General features: G+C 68.6%; 16 protein-coding genes. 8 read left to right on the top strand and 8 right to left on the bottom strand.

Annotated elements, in window-relative coordinates; translation table 11 throughout:
* Positions 1 to 23 precede the first annotated feature (23 nt).
* On the bottom strand, positions 24 to 221 hold the full coding sequence (gene rpmI, locus KBY71_RS04805) for a 50S ribosomal protein L35 (RefSeq protein ID WP_094558996.1): 198 nt from the start codon (positions 219 to 221) through the stop codon (positions 24 to 26).
* A gap of 91 nt (positions 222 to 312) precedes the next feature.
* Between rpmI and KBY71_RS04800 the strand changes: the two genes are divergently transcribed.
* Both KBY71_RS04800 and KBY71_RS04795 read left to right on the top strand, forming a co-directional pair.
* A complete protein-coding gene (locus tag KBY71_RS04800; protein WP_254927845.1) occupies positions 313 to 1,881 on the top strand; it encodes a SpoIID/LytB domain-containing protein in 1,569 nt (522 codons plus the stop codon).
* Between the two features lie 24 nt (positions 1,882 to 1,905).
* Positions 1,906 to 3,249, top strand: coding sequence for a glycosyltransferase family 2 protein (locus KBY71_RS04795; protein WP_254927826.1), 1,344 nt, complete (start codon positions 1,906 to 1,908; stop codon positions 3,247 to 3,249).
* A gap of 32 nt (positions 3,250 to 3,281) precedes the next feature.
* Here the strand turns inward: KBY71_RS04795 and KBY71_RS04790 are convergent, their stop codons facing one another.
* From KBY71_RS04790 to tig, 5 genes are all read right to left on the bottom strand, one after another.
* Positions 3,282 to 5,159: a DNA polymerase III subunit gamma/tau gene (locus tag KBY71_RS04790; protein WP_254927825.1), complete on the bottom strand. Its 1,878-nt coding sequence runs from the start codon at positions 5,157 to 5,159 to the stop codon at positions 3,282 to 3,284.
* A gap of 49 nt (positions 5,160 to 5,208) precedes the next feature.
* Entirely contained in the window at positions 5,209 to 5,856 is a 648-nt protein-coding gene (locus tag KBY71_RS04785) for a lecithin retinol acyltransferase family protein (RefSeq protein ID WP_254927824.1), read from the bottom strand.
* Between the two features lie 13 nt (positions 5,857 to 5,869).
* Positions 5,870 to 7,237 (bottom strand): ATP-dependent protease ATP-binding subunit ClpX, encoded by a 1,368-nt coding sequence (gene clpX, locus KBY71_RS04780; protein ID WP_254927823.1) that lies wholly within the window; start codon positions 7,235 to 7,237, stop codon positions 5,870 to 5,872.
* 77 nt (positions 7,238 to 7,314) lie between these two features.
* Complete coding sequence (gene clpP / locus KBY71_RS04775) at positions 7,315 to 7,974, bottom strand: ATP-dependent Clp endopeptidase proteolytic subunit ClpP (protein ID WP_254927822.1); 660 nt, start codon at positions 7,972 to 7,974, stop codon at positions 7,315 to 7,317.
* Between the two features lie 58 nt (positions 7,975 to 8,032).
* Complete coding sequence (gene tig / locus KBY71_RS04770; protein WP_254927821.1) at positions 8,033 to 9,466, bottom strand: trigger factor; 1,434 nt, start codon at positions 9,464 to 9,466, stop codon at positions 8,033 to 8,035.
* Between the two features lie 228 nt (positions 9,467 to 9,694).
* On the opposite strand from tig, the gene KBY71_RS04765 reads away from it, so the two are divergent.
* The 3 genes from KBY71_RS04765 to KBY71_RS04755 are packed head-to-tail and all read left to right on the top strand — an operon-like array spanning position 9,695 to position 13,770.
* Positions 9,695 to 10,774 carry an aspartate-semialdehyde dehydrogenase gene (locus tag KBY71_RS04765; RefSeq protein ID WP_254927820.1) on the top strand — a complete coding sequence of 360 codons (1,080 nt, stop codon included), beginning with the start codon at positions 9,695 to 9,697 and terminating at the stop codon, positions 10,772 to 10,774.
* The gene (dapA, locus tag KBY71_RS04760; protein WP_254927819.1) at positions 10,771 to 11,676 is read left to right on the top strand and encodes a 4-hydroxy-tetrahydrodipicolinate synthase; all 906 of its coding nucleotides are present in this window, start codon (positions 10,771 to 10,773) and stop codon (positions 11,674 to 11,676) included. Before KBY71_RS04765 ends, dapA begins: the two co-directional genes overlap by 4 nt.
* A gap of 60 nt (positions 11,677 to 11,736) precedes the next feature.
* On the top strand, positions 11,737 to 13,770 hold the full coding sequence (locus tag KBY71_RS04755; RefSeq protein WP_254927818.1) for a ribonuclease J: 2,034 nt from the start codon (positions 11,737 to 11,739) through the stop codon (positions 13,768 to 13,770).
* Between the two features lie 19 nt (positions 13,771 to 13,789).
* On the opposite strand, the gene KBY71_RS04750 is transcribed toward KBY71_RS04755, so the two are convergent.
* Positions 13,790 to 14,509 (bottom strand): hypothetical protein, encoded by a 720-nt coding sequence (locus KBY71_RS04750; protein WP_254927817.1) that lies wholly within the window; start codon positions 14,507 to 14,509, stop codon positions 13,790 to 13,792.
* Positions 14,506 to 15,591 (bottom strand): tRNA lysidine(34) synthetase TilS, encoded by a 1,086-nt coding sequence (gene tilS / locus KBY71_RS04745; RefSeq protein ID WP_254927816.1) that lies wholly within the window; start codon positions 15,589 to 15,591, stop codon positions 14,506 to 14,508. The genes KBY71_RS04750 and tilS overlap by 4 nt, the downstream gene beginning before the upstream one ends.
* A 26-nt stretch (positions 15,592 to 15,617) precedes the next feature.
* On the opposite strand from tilS, the gene KBY71_RS04740 reads away from it, so the two are divergent.
* The 3 genes from KBY71_RS04740 to uvrB all read left to right on the top strand — a co-directional run bounded on the left by KBY71_RS04740 (position 15,618) and on the right by uvrB (position 18,949).
* Entirely contained in the window at positions 15,618 to 16,397 is a 780-nt protein-coding gene (locus KBY71_RS04740; RefSeq protein ID WP_254927815.1) for a DUF561 domain-containing protein, read from the top strand.
* A gap of 68 nt (positions 16,398 to 16,465) precedes the next feature.
* Positions 16,466 to 16,891 carry a phage holin family protein gene (locus KBY71_RS04735; protein ID WP_254927814.1) on the top strand — a complete coding sequence of 142 codons (426 nt, stop codon included), beginning with the start codon at positions 16,466 to 16,468 and terminating at the stop codon, positions 16,889 to 16,891.
* Between the two features lie 51 nt (positions 16,892 to 16,942).
* Complete coding sequence (gene uvrB, locus KBY71_RS04730) at positions 16,943 to 18,949, top strand: excinuclease ABC subunit UvrB (protein ID WP_254927813.1); 2,007 nt, start codon at positions 16,943 to 16,945, stop codon at positions 18,947 to 18,949.
* Positions 18,950 to 18,956: the final 7 nt, after the last annotated feature.

Raw genomic sequence — 18,956 nt, 5'->3', positions numbered from 1 at the left:
GGATGGGCAGGGGCGCCGTGGGATCAGGCGTAGGGGAGCATCGCGCTCACGTTGTCGGCGTCGCGCTCGTCGACCACCGCCATCGTGCCCAGGTAGCGCTTGCGCTTCGGGCTCTTGTGGTCGAGGAGGTGGCTGCGGAACGCCCGGCGACGCAGGAATTTGCCGCTGCCGGTGGCTTTGAACCGCTTGGCGGCTGCTTTGCGGGTCTTGAGCTTCGGCATGTCTCGCGTCGCGGCGGGCACAAACAAGCAGAGTACGACGTGGCAGTGCCTTCCTCCAAGCCCCTCTTCACCAGCCATGGTTCCGTTCCGGATGGCTTCGCTCCCATCGCTGCTGCCGGCGGCGGTCTGGGCAGGGTCTCTGCTCTTGGCCGGGGGGTGTCGGGCCGCCGTGCCCCCCGCTCCAGCGAGCAGCACCCACTGGCCCGTGCCAGCCCCGCCTGCGCTGGATGGGGCGGCGCCCGTGCTGTGGGTGGCCCTGGCGGCCCATCTGCGCCCCCCGGCCCCCCTGCTGCTGCGCAGCGCCGCCGGCAACCTCACGTTGGAGACAGCGGGTGGCCAGCGCGTTCAGGCCCCCCAGCTCACGTTGCAGTGGCGAAGCCTGCCCCTGGCGGAGCCCCTGACCCTGCGGCGTCAGGTGTGGGGTCCGTTTGCCAGCTATGAAAGCGCCCAGGATGCGGCAACCCGTTGGCGCCAGGCCGGAGCGGCTGCGGTGATTGCCCATCCGGCGGAGTGGGAGGTGTGGGCCCCCCTGGATGCCCCCATGCCCCCAGGAGCCTCGTCGCGGCGGCTGGAGCAGCTCCAGCGCCAGCGCCTCGTGTTGGAGCTGCGGCGCCCTGAAGGTCCGCTGCTGCTGGAGGGTCCCTTGCGACTGGAGGCGCCGGGGGGATTGCGCTGGCAGGGGGGGGTGTATGCCGGGCCCTTCCGGCTGCAGAGCGATGCCTACGGCAGCTGGACCCTGGTGGAGCAGGTGCCGCTGGAGCGTTACTTGCTCGGTGTGGTGCCCCACGAGATAGGGGCCGGTGCTCCTGCGGCAGCGTTGGCAGCCCAGGCGGTGCTGGCCCGCACCTGGGCCGTGCGCAACCAGGAGCGCTTCGCCGTGGATGGCTACCACCTCTGTGCCGACACCCAGTGCCAGGTGTATGCCGATCCCCGCCAGGCTGGAGCGGCTGTGCGGCAGGCGGTTGGGGCTACCCGATACCAGGTGCTGGCCTGGCAGGGGGCACCGATCCATGGGGTGTACCACGCCACCAACGGAGGGCTGGCGGCTGGGTTTGAGGAGGTTTGGAGTGGGTCGGCCCTGCCCTATCTGCGGCCGCGGGTGGATGGTCCGTCCGCCATGGAGGCCAGCGTGGCCCTGCCGCTGCCGCCGGCCGGGGTCGCCGCGGCCCTGGCGGCCACCTCCCGGGCCTACGGGGCCGACCATCCCCGCTTCCGCTGGAGCCGCAGCCTCGACGCTGCCCAGATTCGCCAGGCCCTGGCCCGCACGGGCCCCCAGCTTGGCGTGCCCACCGGGCTGGCGGTGCTGGAGCGGGGCCCCAGTGGCCGGGTCCTGGCCCTGGCCATCAGCCTCCAGGCTCCGGCCGGAGCTCCCCAGCGGGTGGTGCTGCGGCGCGATGCCATTCGGCGCACCCTGCGGCAGTTGCCCAGCACCTTGTTTGTCCTGCGTCCTGAGGGTCCGGGCCGTTGGCGTTTCGAGGGTGGTGGGTTTGGCCATGGTGCCGGCCTGTCCCAGGCGGGAGCCATCGACCTGGCCCGTCGCGGTTGGAGCCTGACCCGAATCCTCGATCACTACTATCCGGGCACAAGCCTGGAGCACCTCAAGGCCCTCACCAGCGGGATTGGAGCCGCGCCGGCGGGCCCTGCTGCAGGCTCCCCTTAGAGTTCGGCCACTTCTGGGATCGCCATGGCTGCGGGTGGCCGTTCCACCGATCACCGTCGTGGCAAGTCTGCCCTGTTCCTGATCGGCTGTGGCTGGGCAGGGATGGCGCCCCACTGGCTGCAGGGTCCCCTGCGCTTGGCTCCCGCTATCACCCTGGCGGTGCTGCTGGGGGGATACACCCTGCGCACCGTGCTGCTGCGGGCCTTTGGTCCGTCGTCCGCTCCTGCCGAGGGCGAGGGCGCCTCCCTGGCTGCGTTGCCGGCGGTGGACGTGGTGGTGGCGGCCCGCGATGAACAGGCCGTGATCGGGCGGCTGGTGGAGCGCATCGCCCAGTTGCGTTACCCGGAGGGTCAACTGCGGCTCTGGGTGATCGATGACGCCAGCCGGGATCGAACGCCCGAGGTGCTCGCTGAGCTGCAGGAACGCCACGCCTTTTTGCAGGTGCTGCGCCGCGAGGCCGATGCCGGGGGCGGCAAGTCGGGGGCCCTGAATCTGGTGCTGCAGCAGCTCCAGGGTCGCTGGATGTTCGTGCTGGATGCCGATGCCGATCTCCAGAGCGACACCCTGGAGCGCCTGATTCCTTACGCGGAGCAGGGCGGATGGGCGGCGGTCCAGCTGCGCAAGGCCGAGGTGAACGCCACGGCCAACTGGCTCACCCGGGCTCAGGCGATGGAGATGGCTCTGGACGCCGTCATTCAGCAGGGACGGCTGGCGGTGGGCGGCGTGGTCGAGTTGCGTGGCAACGGCCAGTTGCTGCGCCGCGATGCCCTGCTCAGCAGCGGTGGCTTCAATGAAGCCACGGTCACCGACGACCTCGACCTCAGCTTCCGGCTGCTCCTCGACGGCCAGCCGGTGGGCTTGCTCTGGGACCCTCCCGTGCAGGAGGAGGCCGTGCTCAGCCTGGCGGCCCTCTGGCGTCAGCGCCAGCGCTGGGCTGAAGGCGGCTTGCAGCGGTTCTTCGACTACGGGCCAGGCCTGCTGTCGGACCGGCTGAGTGGGGCCCAGAAGCTCGATTTGGCCTGTTTTTTCCTGCTCCAGTACGGGCTGCCGGTGGTGGCGATCGCCGATCTGCTCGGAGCCCTGATCACCCGCACGTCCCCCACGGTCTGGCCCCTGTCCTTTGTGGCCTTTGGACTGTCGGGCGGCGCCATCCTGGCTGGCTGTCGTCGCCCCGGCGAGGGTCCGCCCCTGCCCGCGATGAATCCCTGGAACTTGGCCCTGGGCATTGCCTATCTGGGCCACTGGTTTGTGGTGATCCCTTGGACCAGCCTGCGCATGGCCCTGTTGCCCAAGAGCCTGGTGTGGGCCAAGACGATGCACCTCGGCGAAGACGACGAGGCGCCGATGGAGGATCCGGCTGCCGCCTGAGTCCGACGGCTCGGTTGGCGGTTGTGGGGGGCTCAGGCCGCCGCTTCGTCTGGGGGGAGCCCGTCGAGGGGGCCATCGAGTTCGACCACCTCGCCGTTGAAGAACTCGGCCAGCCGCCGCGCCTTCTCATCGAGGGGGGCGGCGGGGGTCGGAGGGGCCGCCGAAATGGGTGTTGGATTCGCCGTAGCTGTAGCCGTAGCCGTTGCTAGCGCTGTCGCCGGTGGCGCTGGAGCTCCGGTCGGAGCCGGCGTTGGACTGGCCGCGGCAGCGGAACTCGGGGGCTCCATCGCCGGGGCGGCCGGCGTTGCTGCCGGGATCACCCGGGAGACGGTTGGGGCCGGGGCGGCGCTGGGAGGGGGCATGGGTTCTCCTCCGCCTTCGAGCACCAGCTGCCGCGGGCTGCCGAGGGCCTTGGTCACCGCCGTCTCCAGCAGGGAGAGGCGGCTCTGCACCATCGCCATCCAGTTGCCTGCCACCTGCACCACGGCCCGGCGCTCGTCCAGGCGCACCAGCTGGGCCTGCTGGGACAGCAGCATGCGGGTGGAGGGCAGCTCCAGTCCGGCCAGGATCTGTTGCCACAGTTCCGGCAGGTTGGGGGAGTGCTCCGCTGCTGCCGTTTCGGTGGCGGCCTCTGCCGCGGCAGGGGCGGCTGCAGGGGCGGCTAGGGCCGGGGTTGTTTCAGCTTGCGTTGCAGGTGCAGGTGCAGGTGCAGTTGCCAGGGGCGGGGCTGGGGCAGCTTGAGCTGGGGAGGGAGCTGGATTGGGAGTGGCGACGGGGACGGGGACGACGGCCCGAGCGGCAACCGGTTCGGCCAACAGCCCTAGCAGCAGCACCTCCAGCCACAGGCGCGGATTGACGCTGTGGCGCAGCTGCTGTTCGCTGCCCTTGAGCTGGGCCTGCCACTGCAGCAAGCGCGCCTTGCCGATGGCGCGGGCCAGATCGGGCAGTTCGCCGCGGAACTGGGGCGACACGCTGGTGAGCTCTAGCCGGTCGGGGGCGGTGCCGGCCAGCACCAGATCCCGCAGCAGGCTCACCAACCCCTGCAGCACCGCAGCGGGTTCCCGGCCCCGCTCCAGCAGCTCCCGGCTGCCCTCCAGCAGGGCGAGGGGTTCGGCCCTGGCCAGGGCCTGGGCCAGGGCCAGCAGCTCCTGCTCCGGCACCGCCCCGAGCAGTTCCCACACCGCCGTGGCCTCGATCGGCGCCGGCAGCAGGCTCAGCTGATCCAGCAGGCTCTCGGCGTCCCGCAGGCCCCCCTGGGCCCGCTGGGCCACCACGTGCAGGGCCTCGGGGGTGATGCCGATCGACTCCTGTTCGGCGATCCAGCCCAGGTGCTGTTCCAGGGCCTGCAGGGGGATGCGGCGGAAATCAAAGCGCTGGCAGCGGCTCAGGATCGTGGGCAGCACCCGCTGGGGGTCGGTGGTGGCCAGCACGAACACCACCCGCGGCGGGGGTTCCTCCAGGGTTTTCAGCAGGGCGTTGAAGGCCGCGGTGGAGAGCATGTGGCACTCGTCCACCACGTACACCTTCCAGCGGGCCTGCACCGGCGCGAAGCGGGAGCGCTCGATCAGCTCGCGGATGTTGTCGACGCCGGTGTTGGAGGCGGCGTCGATCTCGATCACATCGAGGGCATTGCCCGCGGCGATGGAGGTGCAGAGCTCGCAGGCGCCGCAGGGTTCCGGGGTGGGGCCGTCTGCGCCGATGCAGTTGAGCGAGCGGGCCAGGATGCGGGCACTGGAGGTCTTGCCGGTGCCGCGGGGACCGCAGAAGAGATAGGCCGGCGCGATTCGCCCGGTGCGCAGCGCATTGCCCAGGGTGGCGGCGATCGCCTCCTGACCCACCAGCTGGTTGAAGCGCTGGGGCCGGTACTTGTGGTGGAGAGGCTGGTAGCTGGGGATCGCCGTTGGGCTCATGGGGCAGCGGCGCGCAGGGAGGCTGCCTCGAAGAGGCGGATGGTTGAGATTACTGGTCCTGTCCCGGTTCGAACTGGCGCCGCAGGCGCTCTTCCAGTTCTTCCACTTCCGTGAGCCGGTCGGCCAGGTTCTGGGCCGCCAGCCGCAGGCTTTCGAAGCGATCCTCCCCCCAGCGCGCTTCGGCCCGGGCGAGTTCCTCCTCCAGCTTCTGCTGCAGGCTGAGGCGGAGCTGGTCGAGCTGGTCGAGACTGCGCCGCGCCAGCTCCTTGCCCTTTTCCAGCTGGGGGCCCTGGCCCAGCAGCATCCGGGCGCCGGTCAGCACGGCGGCGGGCATCCACTGGCCGAGGGCCAGGGCCCCCAGGCTGCCGGTATGGAGCCAGTCTTCGACCTGGGCGCTGCGGTGGCGGCCTGTTTTGCACCAGTGGGCGAAGTGCTCGCAGTTGTTGAACAGCAGGTTGTAGTTCTGTTCGCCCAGCCGCCCCATGGCGCGCCGCAGGGTGACGCCCACCGGCGAGCAGGTGCCTGCCGGGTAGGCCACCACGGCCACGGGTTGGCCGCGGCTGAAATCAACCACCGGGCTGCGCAGAATCTCGCGCCCTTCCAGGTAGTGGGCCACGCTGCCGTCGCCCAGGTCGATGCCGTGGTGCAGGAACAGGCCGTGCTGGCGCGGCACCTGCAGGTGATCGGCAGCGGTCATCGGTGGGGCTGGATCAGGCGCTGGCCTGCTGGGCTTCCTCGAGGGTCCCGCCCAGCGGCAGCACCTGGGCCTTGCTGCGCTGTTCCACTAGTTCCCGGGTCACGGTGAAGGAGGTGACGTCCTTGCGGGAGGGCAGGTCGTACATCAGATCGAGCATCAGCTCTTCCACGATGCCGCGCAGGGCCCGGGCGCCGGTCTTGCGGCGGTGGGCCTCGATGGCGATGGCCTCCACGGCCCCCGGTTCGAATTCGAGCAGGACGTTGTCCATGCTCAGCAGGGTTTGGAACTGCTTGATCAGGGCATCGCGCGGTTCGGTGAGGATCGACTCCAGGGCGGTGGTGTCGAGTGGTTCGAGCACCGCACTCACCGGCAGCCGACCGATGAATTCAGGGATCAGGCCGTAGCGCACCAGGTCGTCGGGTTCGAGGTGGCGCAGCACTTCCGCCGCGTGCCGATCCTTGCCGGTGCGGGGCCGGCTGCTGCCATCGGCGCTGAGGAAGCCAATGGCATTGCGGCCCATCCGTTTCTGCACCACGTCTTCAAGACCCACGAAGGCGCCACCGCAGATGAACAGGATCTGGCTGGTGTCGATCTGGATGCAGTCCTGATAGGGGTGCTTGCGGCCGCCCTGGGGGGGCACGTTGGCCACGGTGCCCTCCAGCATCTTCAGCAGGGCCTGCTGCACGCCCTCGCCGGACACATCCCTGGTGATCGAGGGGTTTTCGCTCTTGCGGGCGATCTTGTCGATCTCGTCGATGTAGATGATGCCCCGCTGGGCCTGCTCCACATCCAGATCCGCTTTCTGCAGCAGGCGCAGCAGGATGTTCTCCACGTCTTCACCGACGTAGCCCGCCTCGGTGAGGGTGGTGGCGTCGGCCACCGCAAACGGCACGTCGAGCATCTCGGCCAGGGTCTGGGCCAGCAGGGTTTTGCCGCAGCCGGTGGGGCCGATCAGCAGGATGTTGCTCTTGTGCAGGCGGGTGGCCGTCTGGTCGGTTTCGCCCTTGCCGTCGCCCTGCCAGGCCAGCCGTTTGTAGTGGTTGTAGACCGCCACCGACAGGTTCTTCTTGGCCTCCTCCTGTCCCACCACCTGGCGGTCGAGGAAGGCCTTGATCTCGTGGGGCTTGGGCACCTCGGCCAGGGTGGGCGCTGGCTTGGAGGTTTTCTTGGTGGGAGCCTTGCTGCGGCCGGTTTCCGGGGTGTGCCGGCCGCCACTGCCGCTGCCGCCCTGGCCGTCGACGAGTTCCTCATCCAGGATCTCGTTGCAGAGATCGATGCATTCGTCGCAGATGTAAACGCCGGGGCCGGCAATCAGTTTGCGCACCTGTTCCTGGGACTTGCCGCAGAACGAGCACTTCAGGTGGGCATCGAACTTGGCCATCGGGGCGGCGACGGGCGGGCAGGGGGTCCTGGATTCAGGATCGACGGAAAAAACGGTTCGTCAGCCGTCCTTAAGGATCAAACCAGGGCCGTGGCCGCGCTGGAGTCGGTCACCACCTGATCAATCAGGCCGTATTCAACCGCCTCTGCCGGGGAAAGGAAGTAGTCGCGATCGGTGTCTTCGGTGATCTTCTCGAGCGGCTGGCCGGTGTGTTCGGCCATCAAGCCGTTGAGGGTGTCCTTGAGGAACAGGATTTCCTTGGCCTGGATCTCGATGTCGACGGCCTGGCCCTGGGCGCCACCGAGGGGTTGGTGGATCATGATCCGGGCATTGGGCAGGGCCAGCCGTTTGCCCTTGGTGCCGCCCGACAGCAGAAAGGCACCCATGGAGGCCGCCAGGCCGTAACAGATGGTCACCACATCGGGGGACACCTGCTGCATGGTGTCGTAGATCGCCAGGCCGGCGGTCACCGACCCTCCCGGTGAATTCACGTAGATCTGGATGTCCTTTTCCGGATCCTCGGCTTCCAGGAACAGCAGCTGGGCCACCAGGGAATCGGCCACCTGGTCGTCGATGCCGGTGCCCAGGAAGATGATCCGCTCGCGCAGCAGGCGCGAATAGATGTCAAAGGCGCGGTCGCCCTTGCCCGACTGCTCCACCACGGTGGGCAGCACCCCGGGGGAGCCGCTGGGGCTCCAGCTGCTGTGGATGGGATGGCGGATGGTGGCGTCGATCACGCGCGGGGGAGGGCTCGTGGTTGCAATCTATGGGCTTTGACCGGGCACCGGGCCCGGATCAGGCCTCGGCGGTGGCGTCGGCCTTGGTTTCGCCTTTGGCAGCCTTGGCTTTGGCTTTCGCCTTGGGCTTGCCCGCACCGTCGCTCTCCGAGGCCGATTCGGGAGCCGTCTCGGTGATGGTGCTGTTGGCCTCGAGCCACTCCAGCAGCTTGTCGCGCAGCAGGTCGTCGGCCACGGCCAGGCGCAGGCGCTCGGGATCGATGTTGCCCTGTTGGCTCAGACCCCGGCTGATCTCCTTGACCTTGGCCTCCAGCTCCTTGGCCTCCACTTCGATCGCCTCCGCGGTGGCGAGGGCCTTGAGGGCCAGGCTGCGGCGCAGGCGCTCCTCGGCTTCGGGGCGAGAAGTGTCCATCAGGCTGCGCACCAGGTCGGGGGTGAACAGCTTCTTGACGTCCATGCCCTGCTGGGCGATCTGGCTGGCGGTCTGCTCCACCAGGTTGCGGATTTCTTGCTGAACCAGGGTTTCGGGCAGCTCCACCTCCAGCTCCTGCACCAGTGCGGCGAGCAGGGCGTCGTGGCGGTTGGCCTTGGCCCGGCGCTCGGCGTCGTCCTTGAGCCGGGTTTCCAGGTCGCTGCGCAGCTCCGCCAGGGTGGTTTTGTCGCTGGCCTGCTGGGCGAAGGCGTCGTCGAGGGCCGGGAGCTCGCGGCTCTTGAGGTCCTTGAGGCCGATGTCAAAGCGGGCCGGGCGGCCGGCGGACTCCTCCTGGGGATAGCTCTCGGGGAACTGGCAATCGATGGTCTTGGTGTCGCCCACCGCCATGCCGATCACCCCTTCGACGAAGCCGGGGATCATGCGGCCTTCTTCCAGTTCCACCTCCATGGCGTCGCTGCTGCCGCCGCTGATCGCCTCGTTGGTGTCGGCGTAGACGCCGCTGAAGCTCAGCACGGCCACATCTCCGCTGGCGGCAGCGCGGCCCTCCACGGGCACGAGGGTGGCCAGCTGTTTGCGCGACTGTTCAATCAGCTCATCGACGCGGGCCGGATCGAAATCCACGGCCTCGGCTTCGGCCTTCAGCCCCTTGGTGGCCTTGAGGGTGGGGGTGGGCTCGACGTCGAGCTCCAGGGTGATGGTGAGGGCGCTGCCGGGCTCGAAGCGCTCCAGCACGGCCTCAAAGCCCTCGCTCAGCTCGGGCCGGCCGATGGCCGCCACCGGCTCCTGCTCCAGGGCGTCGCGGAAGGCGGAGTCCACCAGGTCTTCCAGGGCCGTGGCGCGGATGCGGAGGGGGCCGATCTGCTGCAGCAGCACGGGCCGGGGCACCTTGCCCTTGCGGAAGCCGGGCAGCTTGATGCTGCGGCTCAGCTTCTCCACCGCGGCGTCGTAGCTGGCCTGGCTACGGCCGCCGGGGATGGCCACCTCGAGGGCCACGCGGCTGCCCGGGCGGGGGGTGGCCTTCACGGACAGGCTGGTGGATGGGGCGGCGGCAGAGCTCATGGAAAACGGATGCAGCCCCCGATCCTAGAAACTGACCGTTCCGGACCCGGAACGCGTATTGTCGGGTCGGCGCACGACGAAGGCGATAGCTTCCCAATCTGCATCCGCAGGTCTGAATTCAGACCCTGCGCTTTGCGGCAGCTTCAGCCCTCTGGCCCTTCAGCATTCGGCCCGGGTTTCGTCCCCAACTCGGTTCCGCCACTCGCTTTCGATCCCGTTCCCGCTCCCTTGACCGCCGCCCAGACCGCCCTTTCTCCCACCCCGATCTCCCTTCCCAACCGACCCCTGCGGGTGGCGGTGCTGGGAGCCACCGGTGCGGTGGGTCAGGAACTGCTCGAACTGCTCGAGGAGCGCCGTTTTCCCGTGGGGGAGTTGATTCCGCTGGCCTCGCCCCGCTCCGCCGGCCAGAGCCTGCGCTGGCAGGACCAGGCGCTCACCATCCAGCCGGTTGAGGCCGCTGCCTTTGAGGGCGTCGATGTGGTGCTGGCCTCGGCTGGTGGCTCGGTGTCGCGGCAGTGGGCTCCGGTGGCGGCCCAGGCCGGGGCCGTGGTGATCGACAACTCCAGTGCCTTTCGGATGGACCCGGAGGTGCCGCTGGTGGTGCCTGAGGTGAACCCCGAGGCTGCCTTCAGCCATCGGGGCATCATCGCCAACCCCAACTGCACCACGATCCTGCTCACCCTGGCCCTGGCTCCCCTGGCGGCGCGGCGGGCCATCCGTCGGGTGGTGGTGAGCACCTATCAGAGCGCCAGTGGCGCCGGAGCCCGGGCCATGGAGGAGCTGCGCAGCCTGAGCCGCACCGTGCTCGATGGCGGCGAACCGGTGAGTGCGGTGTTGCCCCACTCGCTGGCCTTCAACCTGTTTCTGCACAACTCGCCGCTCCAGCCCAACGGCTACTGCGAGGAGGAGCTCAAGATGGTCAACGAAACCCGCAAGATCATGGGAGTTCCTGAGCTGCGGCTCTCGGCTACCTGTGTGCGGGTGCCGGTGCTGCGGGCCCATTCGGAAGCCGTCAACATCGAATTCCACGAGCCCTTTCCGGTGGAGGAGGCCCGCGCCCTGCTGGCGGTGGCTCCCGGGGTGGAACTGCTGGAGAACTTCGAGGCCAACCGCTTCCCCATGCCCACGGATGTGACCGGCCGGGATCCGGTGGCTGTGGGTCGCATCCGCCAAGATTTGAGCGAGCCCAATGCCCTGGAGCTGTGGCTCTGCGGCGATCAGATCCGCAAGGGGGCAGCCCTCAATGCCATTCAGATCGCCGAACTGCTGATCCAGGGCCCGAACGCCACCCCGGGAGGTGCCGCTTGAGCCGCCCCCAGGAGGCGTCTGCGCCATTTGGCCGCGTGGTGACGGCCATGGTCACGCCGTTTGCTGCCGATGGCTCCGTGGATTTGGCCCTCACCGCCCGGCTGGCCGATCACCTGGTGAGCCATGGCTCCGATGGGTTGGTGGTGTGCGGCACCACCGGCGAATCCCCCACCCTCAGCTGGGACGAGCAGCACGCCCTGTTTGCGGCGGTGAAGGGAGCCGTGGGCGATCGGGCCCGGGTGCTGGCCGGCAGCGGCAGCAATTGCACCGCTGAGGCGGTGGAGGCCACCCGCCAGGCCGCAGCCCTCGGAGCCGACGGTGCCCTGGTAGTGGTGCCCTACTACAACAAGCCTCCCCAGGACGGCCTGGAAGCCCATTTCCGCGCCGTGGCCGCGGCAGCTCCCGAGTTGCCGCTGATGCTCTACAACATCCCCGGTCGCACCGGCACCAGCCTGGAGCCGGCCACCGTGGCCCGGCTGCTCGACTGCCCCAATGTGGTGAGCTTCAAGGCCGCCAGCGGCACCACCGAAGAGGTGAGTGCGCTGCGGGCCCTCTGTGGCGACCGTCTGGCCATCTACAGCGGCGATGACGCCCTCACCCTGCCGATGCTCGCCGTGGGGGCCGTGGGAGTGGTGAGTGTGGCTAGCCATCTGGCCGGCCCCCAGATCAGCGCCATGGTGCACGCCTTCCTCGAGGGCGATCAGGCCCTCGCCCTGGCCCTGCATGAGCAGCTGTTGCCCCTGTGCAAGGCCCTGTTCTGCACCACCAATCCCATCCCCGTCAAAGCCGCCCTGGAGCTCTGCGGCTGGCCGGTGGGTGCCCCCCGTCTTCCCTTGCTGTCCGCCACTGCCGACGTGCGACAACGCCTTTCCGAAACCCTGGCCGCCCTGCGTCCCACCTGACGCCAAGGCTTGAGACCAGATCCGCTCCGTCCGTTTCCCTTCCCTGATCGTTTCCCTTCTATGTCCAGTTCCAATGGCAGCAACCACGGCTCCCGGTCCTCCAACCCCAGCCAGCCCCACCTGCGGGTGATCCCCCTCGGCGGCCTGCACGAGATCGGCAAGAACACCTGTGTGTTCGAGTACGGCGACGACATCATGCTGGTGGATGCCGGCCTGGCCTTCCCCAGCGATGGCATGCACGGCGTCAACGTGGTGATGCCGGACACCAGCTATCTGAAGGAAAACCAGAAGCGCATTCGCGGCATGATCGTGACCCACGGTCACGAAGATCACATTGGGGGCATTGCCCACCACCTCAAGAACTTCAACATCCCTGTGATTCATGGGCCGCGCCTGGCGCTGGCCATGCTCACCGGAAAGATGGAGGAAGCCGGTGTGATGGATCGCACCATCCTCCAGACCGTCGCCCCGCGCGACGTGGTGAAGGTGGGCCAGCACTTCTCGGTGGAGTTCATCCGCAACACCCACTCGATGGCCGACAGCTTCTCGCTGGCCATCACCACTCCGGTGGGCACGGTGATCTTCACCGGCGACTTCAAGTTCGACCACACCCCCGTGGACGGCGAAACCTTCGACATGGCTCGCCTGGCCCACTACGGCGATCAGGGTGTGCTGTGCCTGTTCAGCGATTCCACCAACGCCGAGGTGCCGGGCTTCTGCCCGCCTGAGCGCTCGGTGTTCCCCTGCCTGGATCGCCACATCGCCCAGGCCGAAGGCCGGGTGATCATCACCACCTTCGCCAGCTCGATCCATCGCGTGTCGATGATCCTGGAGCTGGCCCTCAAGAACGGCCGCAAGGTGGGCCTGCTGGGCCGCTCCATGCTCAACGTGATCGCCAAGGCGCGGGAGCTGGGTTACATGCGCGCCCCCGATGACCTGTTCGTGCCGATCAAGCAGATTCGCGATCTGCCCGACCGCGAAACCCTCCTGCTGATGACCGGCAGCCAGGGTGAGCCCCTGGCCGCCCTGAGCCGTATTTCCCGCGGGGAGCACCCCCAGGTGCAGGTGAAGAGCACCGACACGATCATTTTCTCGGCCAGCCCGATCCCCGGCAACACCATCTCGGTGGTGAACACCATCGACCGGCTGATGATGCAGGGAGCCAAGGTGGTCTACGGCAAGGGCGAGGGCATTCACGTGTCCGGCCACGGCTTCCAGGAAGACCAGAAGCTGATGCTGGCCCTCACCAAGCCCAAATATTTCGTGCCGGTGCACGGCGAGCACCGCATGCTCGTGGCCCACAGCAAGACCGCCCAGTCGATGGGCGTGCCGGCCGACAACATCCTGATCATCGACAACGGCGACGTGGTGCAACTCACCGCCGATTCGATCCACAAGGGCGATCCGGTGAAAGCGGGTATCGAACTGCTGGATGCCTCCCGCAATGGCATCGTCGATGCCCGGGTGCTGAAGGAGCGTCAGCAGCTGGCGGAAGACGGCGTGATCACCCTGCTGGCCGTGATCAGCATCGATGGTGTGATGGCTGCACCCCCCCGGGTGAACCTGCGCGGTGTCGTCACCACGGCCGATGCCCGCAAGCTCTCGATGTGGGCTGAGCGGGAGATCGGCTGGGTGCTGGAGAACCGCTGGAACCAGCTCTGCCGCAACACCGGCGGCAAGGCCCCCGACGTCGACTGGGTGGGCGTGCAGCGGGAGGTGGAGGTGGGCCTCCAGCGCCGTCTGCGCCGCGAGCTGCAGGTGGAACCCCTGATCATCTGTTTGGTGCAGCCCGCCCCCGCCGGCACGCCGGCCTACAAGGGCCGGGCCGATGCCGAGCCCGACAGCCGCCCGGCGCCCCGCGGTCGTGGCGGCGGTCGGGATGCAGCCCGGGATGAGCGGGGTCGGGCCCCGGCCCCCCAGCGTCAGCTGGCTGCCGTCGGCGCTCCGGCCACCCCAGCTCCGGTGGCGGCTCCGGCCACGGCCACGGCTACAGCAACAGCCGTTGTGGCCGCGGCGGTTTCAGCGGCAGCGGTGGAGCTTGAGCCGGAACCCGCCGGCCGCACCCGCCGCCGCCGCTCCGCCGCCGCCGGCTGAGCCGGGCAGCGCTGCAGCCTTAGCGGATCACCACCCGCAGCAGCCCCTTGGAGAGATCGGCAATCTCCTCGGGGCTGAAGCTGCCCGCGGGCTCGTGGGTGCTCTCCGAACGGATGGCCACCTCCAGCTCTTCGGCCCGGGCGGGATCGGCCTGGGCCACGTCTATGAGCTCCGGCTCTTCGACCACCTCCACCACCAGCTCCGGCTCGGATCCGACGGCCAGCCCTGGTGAGGGATCCGCAGGAGCCCCCGGTGTCTGAGCCTCGGCTGCGGCCACGGGGATCTCATCCCGTTGGGTCATCCAGGGCATGGCAGGCACGGCATCTGTGGCGCCCGCCCCAACCGCGACGGGTGTGGAGCTGAACGGAAACGCCTGGCCGCCTGCTGCAGCGGAGCTCTCCGCCGTGGTTGGGCCTGAGCCCGTCGTTGGGGTGTTTCCAGCGGCCTGGTTGGCGCACTGCTCCAACCCCTGGTCGGCGATGTCCCGCAGAACGGCTTCTGAGGTGGCGGCGCGCACCCGGTTGTAGAAGCCTGTGGCTGTAGCGGCATCCTGGTAGCCGTACAGGTAGGTGTGGCCCAGCAACAGCTGCAGCCGCTGGCGCAGGGGATGGCTGGCGTCGTCCGGCAGTTCCAGCAGCAGCGCTTCGCTCAGGCGGGCCACATCGTCCCATTGACGCTCGCTGTAGACCCGCTCGATGGCTTCGTAGCGCTGTTGCAGAGACTCCGGCGAGGCGGTCATTGCGCTGGGGGCGAGGGGGGAGCATTCAGCCACAGTGTGCAGCGATCCCACCGGAGCTGCCAACCCGTGCGCAGCGCGGTTGTGCCAGGCGGCTGGCCGGCCTGCAGGCGCGGCAGGAGGTCTTCCAGTTGCCGGGCCGTCAAGGTTTGGCCGCTGAAGCGTTCGAGCCAGCGATGCAGCAGTTGGCGCTGGGTGGCGGGGGCCTGCCGCACCAGCTCGGGGCGCCGCAGGGTCTGGTTCGGCCCACCAGCGTCCAGGGCCTGCAGGGCCAGGTCGACCAGGGCATCGCGGTCGTTCACCTCCTCCACCAGCCGTTCGGCCAGGGCGCTGATCCGTTGGGCTGCGCCGGGATGCAGCTCCTCCAGCACGGGCAGTACCTCGGCCCGGATGCGGTTGCGGCTGAAGTGGCAGTCGCTGTTGGAGGGGTCGATCCAGACCGGCAGCTCCAGTTCACTGCAGAGGCGGGCCGTGTCGGCCCGGGAGAAGGTCAGCAGGGGCCGGCTCAGCAGGATGGGGGCGGTGTCTTCCGCTCCGGGGCTGAGGGGACGCTGGCGGCGCAGGCTGGCCAGGCCGCGGCGGTGGCTGCCGCGGGCGAGGTGCAGGAGCAGGGTTTCGGCCCGGTCGCTGGCGGTGTGGGCCGTCACCACGTGGCTGGCCCCCAGGGCCCGGGCCCGGGTTTGCAGCTGGCCGTAACGCCACTGGCGGGCGCCGGCTTCACTGCGGGGATCCAGGTCGTTTTGGGCCGCCGCTGGCTCCCAGGTGTCGATGTGCAGCTCCAGTCCCAGGGCGGCGGTCCAGCGTTCCAGCTCGGCGGCCTGACGGCTGGAGTCCGGCCGCCAGCGGTGGTCGCCGTGCCAGAGCTGCAGGGACCAATGGTGCAGTCGGCCCAGGTCATGCAGCAGGGCCAGCAGGGCCATGGAGTCCTGCCCGCCCGAGAGGGCCAGCAGCAGGGTGGCCCCCGCAGGCAGCAGTTCCGGATGGCGCAGCAGGTGGCGGTGCAGCCGCAGGTGGTCGGGCCCCCAGCGCGGAACGGGTTGGTGGGTTGGGGCCTGGGCCGTAGGGCCTCTGGATGGGAGAATCACCCCACTATCCCAATGCTTGCGTCCCCATGGTTGCGAAGTCGCGTCTCGCCCTCCTGCCCAGCTCGCTGCAAGCCGCCTTGGTGGAGCGTCGCCTCCTGAAGGTGATCGCGGGCCTGACCAACTTCGACGCCGCTGCCGTGGAGCGGATCAGCCGGGCGGCTGGCCAGGGCGGAGCCGATCTGATTGATGTGGCCTGTGATCCGGCCCTGGTGCGTCTGGCGGCCGAGGTGTCCGGGCTGCCGATCTGTGTGAGTGCCGTGGATCCCGAGCTGTTCCCCGCCGCCGTCGCTGCCGGGGCCGCCCTGGTGGAGATCGGCAACTACGACGCCTTCTATCCCCTCGGCCGCGTTTTCGATGCGGCTGAAGTGCTGGAGCTCACCCGCCGCACGCGGGCGCTGCTGCCCGAGGTGGTGCTGAGCGTCACCGTGCCCCATGTGCTGCCCCTCGATCAGCAGGAGCAGCTGGCCCTGGATCTGGTGGCCGCCGGGGCCGATCTGATCCAAACCGAGGGCGGCACCAGCGCCAAGCCCTTCAGCGCCGGCAGCCTCGGCTTGATCGAGAAGGCCGCCCCCACCCTGGCCGCGGCCCACAGCATCAGCCGCGCCCTGCAGTCGGCCGGGGCCACCGCTCCAGTGCTGTGTGCCTCTGGCCTCTCGGCGGTCACCGTGCCAATGGCCATCGCCGCCGGCGCCGCCGGGGTGGGCGTGGGTTCGGCGATCAACAGGCTCCAGGATGAGCTCGCCATGGTGGCGGTCGTGCGCGGCCTGCGGGAAGCCCTGCCCAACCGCGCAAGCGTTGCCGTTTGACGCCAGGCGAGTTGGTCTTGGGTTGAACCCATGTCTACGTTGCGGGGGTTGATCCCTGCTCGTCTGTCATGGGTTTGATGTGGCTGTTGCAGTGGCCGATTCGGGCCATCGTGCTGTTGATCGTGGCGTGGCTGCCCCTCGGCGTGGAGGTGAGCAGCTTTCCGATCGCCCTGCTCTCCGCGGTGGTGATCGGCCTGCTGGGCACCCTGTTGATCTGGCCGCTGAAGCTGGTGCTGGGACCCGTCTGGGCGATCACCAGCCTGGGCGGGTTGATCAGTCCGGTGAGCCTGCTGTTCAACTGGGTGATCACCGTGATCCTGTTTGGCCTGGCGGCCTGGCTGATCAAGGGGTTCCGCCTCAAGAACGGTGTGGTGAGTGCGATTCTCGGCGGTGTGGTGTACGCGGTGCTCTCGGCCCTGATCCTGCGGGTGTTGGGCCTTGATGTGGACTTCACCCGGGCGGCAGCGCTGATCACCGCGGCGCCGGTGGCCTGAGTTCGGCTTCCCGGAGTCACAGCGACTCCAATGGCCCCCGAGAATGGGGGGATGGTTCCGTTCCAGCTCCACGCCCCCTACGAGCCCAAGGGTGACCAGCCCACCGCCATTGCTGGGCTGGTGCAGGGCGTGGAGGGGGGCGAGCGCTACCAAACCCTCCTGGGGGCCACCGGCACCGGCAAGACCTTCACCATCGCCAACGTGATCGCCCAGACGGGGCGACCGGCTTTGGTGCTGGCCCACAACAAGACCCTGGCGGCCCAGCTCTGCAACGAGCTGCGGGAGTTCTTCCCGAACAACGCCGTTGAGTACTTCATCTCCTATTACGACTACTACCAGCCGGAGGCGTATGTGCCCGTCTCCGACACCTACATCGCCAAGACGGCGTCGATCAACGAGGAGATCGACATGCTGCGCCACTCGGCGACGCGCTCCCTGTTCGAGCGCAAGGACGTGATCGTGGTGGCCTCGATCAGCTGCATTTACGGCCTGGGGATTCCCTCGGAATACCTCAAGGCGGCGGTGAGATTCGAGGTGGGTGAGACCCTGAATCTGCGCGGCTCCCTGCGGGAGCTGGTCAACAACCAGTACTCCCGCAACGACCTGGAAATTTCCCGCGGTCGTTTCCGCGTGCGCGGCGATGTGTTGGAGATCGGCCCGGCCTACGAAGACCGGCTGGTGCGCATCGAGCTCTTCGGCGACGAGGTGGAGGCCATCCGCTACGTGGATCCCACCACCGGTGAGATCCTGCAGAGCCTGGACAGCATCAACATCTATCCGGCCAAGCACTTCGTGACCCCGAAGGAGCGGCTGGCCGATGCGATCCAGGCGATCCGCACCGAATTGCGCGAGCGACTTGAGGTGCTCAACGGCCAGGGCCGGCTGCTGGAGGCCCAGCGGCTGGAGCAGCGCACCACCTACGACCTGGAGATGCTGGAGCAGGTGGGTTACTGCAACGGTGTGGAGAACTACGCCCGCCACCTCGCTGGCCGCGAAGCCGGCACCCCGCCCGAATGCCTGATCGACTACTTCCCCGACGACTGGCTGCTGGTGGTGGACGAGAGCCACGTCACCTGCTCCCAGTTGCAGGCCATGTACAACGGCGACCAATCCCGCAAGCAGGTGCTGATCGAGCACGGCTTCCGGTTGCCCAGTGCGGCGGACAACCGGCCGTTGCAGGGCTCGGAGTTCTGGGAGAAGGCGCGCCAGACCATCTTCGTGAGCGCCACCCCGGGCAACTGGGAGCTGGGGCAGAGCACGGGCCAGGTGGTGGAGCAGGTGATCCGCCCCACCGGCGTGCTCGATCCGATTGTGGAGGTGCGTCCCACCGAAGGCCAGGTGGACGACCTGCTCGGCGAGATCCGCACCCGGGCTGAGAAGCGCGAGCGGGTGCTGGTGACCACCCTCACCAAGCGCATGGCCGAGGACCTCACCGACTACCTGGCCGAGAACGGCGTGCGGGTGCGCTACCTGCACTCCGAGATCCACTCGATCGAGCGGATCGAGATCATCCAAGACCTCCGCAATGGCGAGTACGACGTGCTGGTGGGGGTCAACCTGCTGCGCGAAGGCCTGGATCTACCGGAGGTGTCCCTGGTGGCGATCCTCGATGCCGACAAGGAGGGCTTCCTGCGGGCCGAGCGCTCCCTGATCCAGACCATTGGCCGCGCCGCCCGCCACATCGAGGGGGTGGCCCTTCTCTACGCCGACAACCTCACCGATTCGATGGCCAAGGCCATCTCGGAAACCGAGCGCCGCCGCGCCATCCAGCACGCCTACAACGTGAAGCACGGCATCACGCCCACCCCGGCGGGCAAGCGGGCGGGCAATTCGATCCTGGCCTTTCTGGAGGTGTCGCGCCGGCTCAACGACGATCAGCTCGAGCAGGCCACCGAGCAGGCCGAGCACAACGAAGTGCCCCTCGATTCGCTGCCGGAGCTGATCCAGCAGCTCGAGGAGAAGATGAAAACAGCCGCCAAGAACCTGGAGTTCGAGGAGGCTGCCAACCTGCGCGACAAGATCAAGACCCTGCGCCAGAAGCTGGTGGGCAAGGCTTAAACAGGGG

The organism is Cyanobium sp. T1B-Tous (assembly GCF_024345475.1).
GTDB lineage: Bacteria > Cyanobacteriota > Cyanobacteriia > PCC-6307 > Cyanobiaceae > Cyanobium_A.
The sequence above is the reverse complement of the archived record's forward strand: the minus strand, read 5'-3'. Positions and strand labels throughout refer to the sequence as shown.